9 protein-coding genes and 2 pseudogenes are annotated in these 8,781 nt (G+C 37.2%); all 11 read right to left on the bottom strand.

Features of this window, described 5'->3' with window-relative positions:
- A pseudogene (locus GMD4S_RS13300) lies at positions 1-164 on the bottom strand (type VII secretion protein EssB); the annotation flags it as partial.
- Positions 165-404, bottom strand: coding sequence for an EsaB/YukD family protein (locus GMD4S_RS06255; RefSeq protein WP_000434883.1), 240 nt, complete (start codon positions 402-404; stop codon positions 165-167).
- A gap of 65 nt (positions 405-469) precedes the next feature.
- On the bottom strand, positions 470-934 hold the full coding sequence (gene essA / locus GMD4S_RS06250) for a type VII secretion protein EssA (protein ID WP_000720508.1): 465 nt from the start codon (positions 932-934) through the stop codon (positions 470-472).
- Positions 935-945: 11 nt separating this feature from the next.
- Positions 946-3,975 carry a type VII secretion protein EsaA gene (gene esaA / locus GMD4S_RS06245; protein WP_025172602.1) on the bottom strand — a complete coding sequence of 1,010 codons (3,030 nt, stop codon included), beginning with the start codon at positions 3,973-3,975 and terminating at the stop codon, positions 946-948.
- A gap of 71 nt (positions 3,976-4,046) precedes the next feature.
- Positions 4,047-4,331 (bottom strand): WXG100 family type VII secretion target, encoded by a 285-nt coding sequence (locus GMD4S_RS06240; protein WP_001173991.1) that lies wholly within the window; start codon positions 4,329-4,331, stop codon positions 4,047-4,049.
- A gap of 231 nt (positions 4,332-4,562) precedes the next feature.
- Positions 4,563-4,871: a hypothetical protein gene (locus GMD4S_RS06235; RefSeq protein WP_000358232.1), complete on the bottom strand. Its 309-nt coding sequence runs from the start codon at positions 4,869-4,871 to the stop codon at positions 4,563-4,565.
- A 13-nt stretch (positions 4,872-4,884) separates the two neighbouring features.
- A pseudogene (locus GMD4S_RS13915) lies at positions 4,885-5,199 on the bottom strand (hypothetical protein).
- A complete protein-coding gene (locus GMD4S_RS06225) occupies positions 5,180-6,850 on the bottom strand; it encodes an Mbeg1-like protein (protein ID WP_000132379.1) in 1,671 nt (556 codons plus the stop codon). Before GMD4S_RS06225 ends, GMD4S_RS13915 begins: the two are co-directional and overlap by 20 nt.
- Positions 6,840-7,262, bottom strand: coding sequence for a hypothetical protein (locus tag GMD4S_RS06220; RefSeq protein WP_000747466.1), 423 nt, complete (start codon positions 7,260-7,262; stop codon positions 6,840-6,842). Before GMD4S_RS06220 ends, GMD4S_RS06225 begins: the two co-directional genes overlap by 11 nt.
- Positions 7,263-7,403: 141 nt before the next feature.
- Positions 7,404-7,793, bottom strand: coding sequence for a hypothetical protein (locus GMD4S_RS06215; protein ID WP_000747476.1), 390 nt, complete (start codon positions 7,791-7,793; stop codon positions 7,404-7,406).
- Positions 7,794-7,933: 140 nt separating this feature from the next.
- Entirely contained in the window at positions 7,934-8,323 is a 390-nt protein-coding gene (locus GMD4S_RS06210; protein ID WP_000745394.1) for a hypothetical protein, read from the bottom strand.
- Positions 8,324-8,781 lie beyond the last annotated feature (458 nt).

Raw genomic sequence — 8,781 nt, 5'->3', positions numbered from 1 at the left:
ACCATCGATTGCTCCAAAAAGAATGGATGATGCAAATCCAATAGTAAGAGTTCCCGTAAATCTTGACTCGCAACATCTGAACGTTTGAGTTTTAATTCCCAGTTTGTTTCATTTTTTTCATAGACAAACGACTGTCCACCAAATTCAAATTTTTCTTCAGCCACCTATATCTCCTCAATTTCTACTAAATCTCCTGTCGTCATAGGATAATCAGACAGATGTTTCCCTTCATCAATCAACAAACCTTTATTGACAATTCTTAATTGATATTTTTTTCGCTTGATACCTGGATTAAAAATCGTATCCACTTCTCGCACCAGCCGGCGCACTTCAATTCGCCGTGGAATGCGAATATCCACATCTCTTTCTCTCAAACGTAGGGTAATATTGATATGTTGCTCCACCTTTTACACGCCTCCTATGCCTGGTTTATCCTTTTCTAAGTTATTTAGACAGACTAGTTAAAAACTTAGTCCATCCCTTCTACCATCACACGATAACTCATTACTGCCGTTGCTCCAAAAAGCAAGAAAATCAACACCACATAGAATATCTCTGGAAGAAAGTCATTCAGACCACCTTTTTCTACATGGCCTATATTTGTTTGAAATTTAATTGTTTTTTGAGCATTGGGCTGAAACAACTGTTCTTCAGAAGATTTTTTCACTGGTCTCTGTATAGCAGAAAACAGTTGGCCCCTTTCTGTGATCAACTGTTCCTCTTGATGCTGTTGCATGTCCTGCAACCTCTTTTGAGTTGCTTCATTAAAAAGCTCCTTGGTTTGTTCAGACTGTAGACCAAATTTCAATCCCTCTTTCTTTTCAAGTCGGGAATCATCAATCTGCAGACTATTATCCTTCAAATCATCTGCAGCAGCCCCAGAGACTGCTGCACATGTTACTAAGGTAAGAAGGAAAAGAATGATTTTCTTCATATTTCTATTTTCTATTCTTTCTCAGCTTGGTTTGCTTGAAACCACAAACTACTTTCTCTGATAAAAATATTTATAACAAGTAAAACAGCTATGACAACAATCGTTGCAACAAAAGCGATAATTGCTGCTGGATGTCCATCAAAGTATCCTGAAAGCAAACCTTCTAATATTGATAACGCATTGAGATTTTTGATAAATGCTGGGAAACCAGTTAGACTTGCTGTTGTCCCAATAGCATTTGATAGGTAGACAAAGCTAATCATCATAAAGAAGGAGAGTCCCATACCAATCACTCGGAAATGTTTAAGCAATAGATATTGTCCTTGAATCAGTACAAATGCGGCTAAAACAATTAATAGAACCCAAGATGGTTGATATTCACGACCAACCTGTAGCTGAACACTTGATACAACACCAACTACCAATCCGACAACGATACTTAAAGCAGATAGGATGGTTACCGTCATCAAGTCTGTATCATGTAACTTATCAAGTTTGAACTTATCTTTGACTTTGCGAATAACGTTTTGAGTTGCAAACAGATAGGCTGTAAAGAGACTAACAATCTCCAATAGTAAAATCCATGTAAATGGACGGTAAACATTGACAGTCGCTTTCACTGAAGTAGCATTTTGGGTAACAGGGTTGGATAAGAAGTTCAACAACACTTCATTTGGTACCCCATTTTGATAGGCATTATTCAGAACCTTCACAAAGGATTCTACAAAGTTTCCATTGTTAGTTAATTCTTCGTTAAACTGCGTCATCAAGGAGTCAGCATCTTGTGACAACTTTTCAGTACTTGTTTGAGCGTTTGACAATTCACGATTGAAATTACCTAAAGTCTCATTCACAGACTCTGCAGCTTTGACATTACTTTGAGAAGATTCCTTCACACCCGTAGTTTCTGACAAGAGAGCTGCATAATCCGAATTTAGGGTAGCCAATTGATTATTAGTCTCTTCAAAAGCATCATTGCCTTTCCCTTGCTTCTCAACCAAATCCTTTAGATTTTCTTCCAACTTCTTGTACAACTCTAACTGTTCATTGATTTTTGTATTCAATTCTTGGTTGGTAGTCAAAACATCCTTCACATTTTTTTCTAGAACAGGCTTGAGAGTAGTCAGTTTTGACAAGGCTTTATCTACTTTCTCTTTAGTACCCTCTGTATCTGTATCGCTAGCAGGTGCAGTCAGACTGTCTTCATACTTCTTCAGGTTTGAACTAATAGCTTCAAGCCAAATATTTGATAAAGCATCTGTTACATCACTATTTCGTAACTCTTTGACAGTATTGTATGCTTGTCTGAGTGCTTCCACCTTTTGGTAGTCAGAAGCTATTTTCTGAACCTTTTGTCCATAAGTCACTGCTGCTTGCTGAACGGCTAAGACATCTATCGGAGCACTGACTGCTTGAACATCATTCAAGGAAATATCAACAGTCTTTGGCTCCGCTTTTGGAGTTGGGCTTGAAGCCCCCGTTGAACTTGTAGTTGGAGTCGGAGCTGCCTCTGCAACACTATAGGCTACTTTGAAAGTCCCACCCGTCTTCAAATCAATTTCTTGACCAAACTCAACTGGTGTGCCATCATAAGTGACCGAATGAACCGTCACTCCTGTTCCAGCCTTCCATGATACCTTAGCCTTTGTTCCTGTTCGTCCAACAGCACTCGTACTCGTGATTGCCAGATGTTCCAGATTCTTCAAGTCCGTCAAAGAAATCTCGTCGCTTGGCTCTTTAATCGTTTTTAAATCTGTATAGTTTACAGAAGGAATTGTGATTGGTGTCATACCAAAACCACTAAATTCTTTTCCACTAAAGTCTTCTTTGGGTAATTCTGAGATTGCAGAAGCCAGCTGCTCTTTTAGAGATTCCTCAACCTTCTCTAAATCCTTGTTTGCAGCTTTATCCAAAAATCGATCAAGAGTGATTTTGCTCTTCTCACTTGTTCCATAGTAAGTGGCTAATTTCTCATCAATAAAGTTATGAATATCATTTTTATGATTTTCAAACTTGGTTCTTTCATCTGTTAGATTTTTCTGTAAGCTACCAATCTCTGTGCTGATGCTTTCTGCTACTTTTTTATAGTAAGCCTCAACTTCTGGTGACGTTCCATCAGTGGATGCTGGTGTTCCATCTATATTCGCAGTCAGACTACCTTGAGCTTTAATTAATTCCTTATAGGTTTCAATTTGTCCCTTAACGTCTTCCCGACTCTGAGAAATGAGCCCAGTGATAACATCCGCATGATTTTTCTTCTCATCTACTCTATTCTTAAGTAGAGTTCCAAACTTCTCGCCATAGGCAATCTGCGAAACATCAAAACGACCAAAAATCTGTGAGTAGCCCTCCAAACCTGTCTTTAAAGCAGTGTTGGCGTCAACAGAGGAACTAGACATACTATAGAGAGTTGGGAAAAGATTTTTAGAGTTGATAGCTGTATTATATAAATTCGTACGATAGTTTCCGATATTGGTTGCTTGTATCTGTGAGCTAGCTTGAACATTCTTTTGTGCTGTATAAAGGTTGTTCAAAATACTAGCCATATACATGTCAACTAACTGACCATTCAAATCAGAAACAATATCTTTCGCTAGTTTATTTGCATCATTTTCTACTTGCAAATTTCCTTGCGCATTCACCTTATAATTGATGGTTGTCTTATCAACATTGATGCTGTTAATATCGAGTATTTTTTCAGAAAAGTCACTAGGAATTGTTAAAACGAGTTGGTATTTCCCACTTTCTAACCCAGAATCAGCTGCTCCACGAGGGACAACAGACCAATTTTGTGAATTATCACGCTCGATATTTTTTACATAACTAGCACCTAGATTGTATTCTTTTGTATCTACGTAGACAGGCTTATCTTCATTTACGATAGCTACATTTAATTTTGTCTGCTGATTAGCCTTTGCATTATTCTCATTGCTAATCGTTGTATTTTTTTGAACAGATAGATTCAAAAAAATAATCAATGCAAGCAACCCTAATGCCAACAGACTACTTCCTATATATTTAAAAATTCTATTCTTCTTCATATTACTTTAAATCTTCTCCGTCATAAAAAATAGGAAGGCTCTCGCCCTCCTAAAGCCACTTATATAACAAATTAAATTTGTGATGCAAGATCTTGGTCGTTTTGTTCAACAATTTCAGCAACCTTGTTCAACTGTGCATTGATTTCATCAAGCAAAGTTGCAAACTCCTCAATTTTTGGAGACAATTCTGTGAATTGGCGATCAAAGCTCTCAAAAGCAGCACCTTTCCAGTTGTCTCGGATAGTATTTTGCTCTTGAGTCAATGTACGAAGTACTTGTCTTACTTCCTCAGAACCTTGAGTGTACTTTTGAGCAGAGGTGCGCAATTCTTCTGTTGTTAATTGAATTAAAGCCATGTGAAACTCCTTTATATTAATTTATGCCCTCATTATATCAATAATTTGCCTCAATTGCAAGTTTAAAATTCATTTTTTATTCTATTTATAAAAAAAATAAGAGCTATTCCCATCTAAAAACTAGTAAGAAAGATTAAATTATCTACTTTTCTTGTATAATTACTTCTTTTTTTATTTATAATAACAAAGTATAACAAACTCATATCATCCTTCTTTTATAAGGTATATTTGTCAAACGTTCTTTTCTTCTAACTTTCTATGAAAGTTTTTATTCTCTTGATGACGAGCTTCCAACACATTCTCTATACGACTCTTGTAAAGTTGATGATAGTTATCCAAATTGTTCTCTATCTCAAAGATATATGGTTGAATTTCAGCAAAACTACTGTCTCTGCATGCATAGGAAAGCGCCTCTAGGAGATGATCCGTCTCCCTACTAAACTTGTGGAAATCATCATCCAAATCCATCTCTAAACGCTCTAAGTCTCGTAATTTACGATTATGCTCATCCTCTAGTTTCTGAAGTTCCTTTTTATCCATCACAAGTTTTCTCCTAGTTTTTGATTGGACTTTGTAAAGTAGGGGTTTGCATGGTCTGAGTCAAGTAAGTTTCAGCAGCATCAGCAGCCTTGCCCTCAAATCCACCCTTAATATTGTTTACATAAGTCTTAGAAGCGTACTCTTACATATCTGAAGCTGCTTCTTGCAACTTTTTAGCTAACTCCACTCCTTTAGCAAGGATTGACAGTTCTTTTGCAGTTACTAAGGCCCTGACTGCTTGGCGTTCTTGTTCCTTCATTCTTTCTTTGAAGCCTCTGTCAAGTTGCTCTCTTGTAATTAAAGTATCCTCATCCGTTAGGACTAACATTCTTTCCCCTCCATGTTTGTTTTACATCCGCCAATAGATTGTTAAAATCTTCAGCACTATCTGTATCTATGCTCTCAAAGGAACCACTAGCTTTAACCAAGCTTTCCCCTAGTTGCTCGATTTGTGTCAGGAAGGATGTTGCTGCAGTCTTCGTGTCACTTGCAACGCCTTCATCCCAAAAGCTTGTTGTGTCAAAACCAGAAAGTAGATTTGTAACTTCTGAACTTGACAAATATCCAACCATGTCAAACGCTGTCTGTCTTGTTTCTTTTATCATGTTTTGAATATCTTCCTTAGCATCTGAAAGTAAAGTTTTCACAGATTTAACTTTGTCTTCCATGTCAAAATTTGCCAACTGGGCTGCTGTCTGAAGCAACTGAGCTCGGACCAAAATCCTCTTTTCTCCTGTAAGATTACCATCTCTCAGTTGTTCCTGATAACGAGGAATAGCTTCTCGATCCCATTTTATCGATTCTTTACGAGCTTCTTCGACAATTTTACTATACTCTGTTTTAAAATTCTCATAAAAGCCATATCCGATAGCTGCCTTATTTACGATTTCCCCCCTCATAATGGCATTTAAAACATTTGAGGCTACATTTTCATCGACTCCTAAAGCCCGGAGGGAATCCAAGGTTGTCGCTATCAGTCGAGCTAGCTTTTCACCTGCCCTGAGCAATTCTGGGTGAAAATCCTCAGACGCAGTCAATAAATTTCCCTTTCCATCCGATTGGAAAACACCAAAGTCATGGGAACTTTCCGGATCAGTAATCTGGGTATAATGAAGGGGGACAAGGACATTGACTTTACCGACGGGTTTTTTAAGAGGTTCATCGGAGTCCCCAGGTAATTTGGTAATGGTATGCTCACGATTGAGCATACCCACGACATCAAAAGGATTGACATAGTACTCTATTTTTTCGCTAATCTTTTTGATTTTCTCATCGCTGAGTCCCATTTTCTTTAAACTCTTTGTCGTGTCCGGGCCGTCAAAGAGGACGACTTTGCCGATTTTCTCCAGTTCTTCATCAGTAAGGCCAGCTACCCCTTGCGCAGAGACAATGGTTCCTAGGGAATGAGCTGCAATGTCCATCGTCGCATTTGGAGCCTTTTCGCGCATCTCAGCGATTTTCGTTTTCATTCCTACTGTTGCTAACTTGGCTTGCGGCGTATGGATATGGTTGAGCGCAAACTGAGCGTCGTTGTCAACCCAGTCGTTCCAATTTTCTTTACTGATGGCATCACTGCCGCGGATAGTCATATAAGTTTTCGTAGTATCATTAGTCAAGGTAGGCGTATCCGTTAAGTAGTAGGCACTGAAACCAGCTTCATCATCAGTTAAGAGTCCTTTTTGATAACGTTTGTGACGAATATCCTGCCTCATCCCATTCGCATCAGGAACTGGTATCGATGTAACTTTATAAGTATCTCGCAAATCAGGATCTGGCTGCAAGTAGACCTTACCGTCATGAGGAAGATGTTTACCTCCGGGAGTGATTTCACCATCATCATCTATATCTTGGGAATAATCTATCAAAGTCCAATTTACAGCATTATTATAGCGTGATAAAGTATTTGGTCTCCCTCTATAAGCCGACTGAGATAAATTTGCATAAAAATTGTCATAATCTTTTAGATTACTATCCGTCATACTTGTCCCAACCTCCATTTTTTAACACTCTAGGCTGATTATACATACCAATCCTATCTATTGAAGGCACATCATTTTTATTTTTTAATCGAAAATCTATTGTAAAGTCAGAATCCTTTATATGATTAAAAGAACCCTTCACTGATAGATTATAACCTCCCCCCTGTGGAGTTCCATTCCCTATCTGTTCAACAGTTAAACTATTCCAATCCATCTGAACAGATTCTATCTTTGAATTTTTAGACTTTACAAATTTTACAATTTCTTCTTCATGTTCCTTTAAATAAGCCATCTGCTTAGCCCGTGGGCTCAGAGTTATTCCTCCAAATAGATTTGTTTTCTGTGCCATCCATGCGCCTCCTCCAAATACTACAAGGGCTATAACTAGCCAAAGTAAAGTACGTTTTTTCATCTCTTTCTTCCTATATAGTGGAATCTAAGTATATTATATCATGAATGTAAAAAAAAATACTTTTAGCAAGTATTCGAAATCGGTGGGGAATGAAGAGAATGTTAAATTTGAGTAAAAATTATCAAAGGTTTTAAGTTACTATTAATCAAAAATCCTTCCTCCTACTCGCAATGGACCGCCTTGCATCATAGTATCAAAAGCAACTCGTCCATCTTCAATTTCAAAAATTACTTGCCAAGTTGAGCCCTCTATATTATTAAAGCCTCCTCCAACTATTACAACATTCCCTCCTCCTTTTGGAGTTCCATTTCCAACTTTTTCCCACATTGTTTCATCCCAATCAATCTGAACAGATTCTACTTTATGATCTAAAGATTTTACAAACTCCTTAATCTCCTCTTCATGCTCCTTTAAATAAGCCAACTGCTTAGCCCGTGGGCTTAGAAATAGATTTGTTTCTTGTGCTATCCATGCGCCTCCTCCAAATACTACAAGGGCTATAACTAGCCAAACCAAAGTACGTTTTTTCATCTCTTTCCTCCTATATAGCGGAATCTAAGTATATTATACCATGAATGTAAAAAAAAATACTTTTAGCAAGTATTTGAAGTCAGTGGGGAATGAATGATGTTAAATTTGAATAAAAATTATCAAAGGTTTTTAAATTACTATTACTCAAACGGTTTCCCTCCAATGCCTAGGCCATTAACTAATGTCATCGAAGCTAAATCAACTTTTCCATCATCTACAATTATCATTACATGCCAACCAGAATTATCAATGTTATTAAACGTTCCATAAACATCAATAATATCTCCTCCTCCTTGAGGTGTACCATTTCCTACCTTATCCCATTGTGTCTGTCTCCAATCAATTTGAACAGATTCAATCTTTGAATTTTTAGACTTTACAAAATCTTCTATTTCTTTTTGATGCTCCTTTAAATAAGCCAACTGCTTGGCTCGCGGACTTAGAAATAGATTTGTTTCCTGTGCTAGCCATGCGCCTCCTCCAAATACTACAATGGACAAAACCAGTAAAATCAAGGCACGTTTTTTCATATTGATACTCCTTCAGATATATCATCTCCCTCTTACAATCCCAAACTCCTTAATTAAAAACAAATTACGGATCTATTGTTGCTTTAGAAATAGAAGATTGTCATTAAAACTAGTATAGCATAAAAGCCTCAAACAGCCTATTTCACCAATCACTCTTCTTGAAGATTTGTTAATAATTTGACCAGAAGAATTTGAGTTGAATGCAAAGAAACAATAGTGTGAATTGTGCTAAAAATCATCAAAAACACCTCATAGTGTGAATCATGAAGTGCTTGTGAACGTTGATAGTATCGTATTGATTAACGTTCTGAGGCAACTGACTTTGTCAGATTGCACCAATTTAGTATGAAAATATAAAAAAGAACACCTCGAAAGGTGCTCTCTGTAAGTATAGTAATTTTCTCGAATTAACGTTTACTAAATTGTGATGCTTTACGAGCTTTCTTAAGACCTGGTTT

The sequence above is a fragment of the Streptococcus sp. GMD4S genome (assembly GCF_000296955.1).
The sequence above is the reverse complement of the archived record's forward strand: the minus strand, read 5'-3'. Positions and strand labels throughout refer to the sequence as shown.

Excerpts from the sequence above, each read along its gene's own strand:
- GMD4S_RS06240 (WP_001173991.1), bottom strand. The coding sequence starts at position 4,331 with ATGGCTTTAATTCAATTAACAACAGAAGAATTGCGCACCTCTGCTCAA.
- GMD4S_RS06225 (WP_000132379.1), bottom strand. The coding sequence starts at position 6,850 with ATGACGGATAGTAATCTAAAAGATTATGACAATTTTTATGCAAATTTA.
- GMD4S_RS06220 (WP_000747466.1), bottom strand. The coding sequence starts at position 7,262 with ATGAAAAAACGTACTTTACTTTGGCTAGTTATAGCCCTTGTAGTATTT.
- GMD4S_RS06215 (WP_000747476.1), bottom strand. The coding sequence starts at position 7,793 with ATGAAAAAACGTACTTTGGTTTGGCTAGTTATAGCCCTTGTAGTATTT.
- esaA (WP_025172602.1), bottom strand. The coding sequence starts at position 3,975 with ATGAAGAAGAATAGAATTTTTAAATATATAGGAAGTAGTCTGTTGGCA.
- essA (WP_000720508.1), bottom strand. The coding sequence starts at position 934 with ATGAAGAAAATCATTCTTTTCCTTCTTACCTTAGTAACATGTGCAGCA.
- GMD4S_RS06210 (WP_000745394.1), bottom strand. The coding sequence starts at position 8,323 with ATGAAAAAACGTGCCTTGATTTTACTGGTTTTGTCCATTGTAGTATTT.
- GMD4S_RS06235 (WP_000358232.1), bottom strand. The coding sequence starts at position 4,871 with ATGGATAAAAAGGAACTTCAGAAACTAGAGGATGAGCATAATCGTAAA.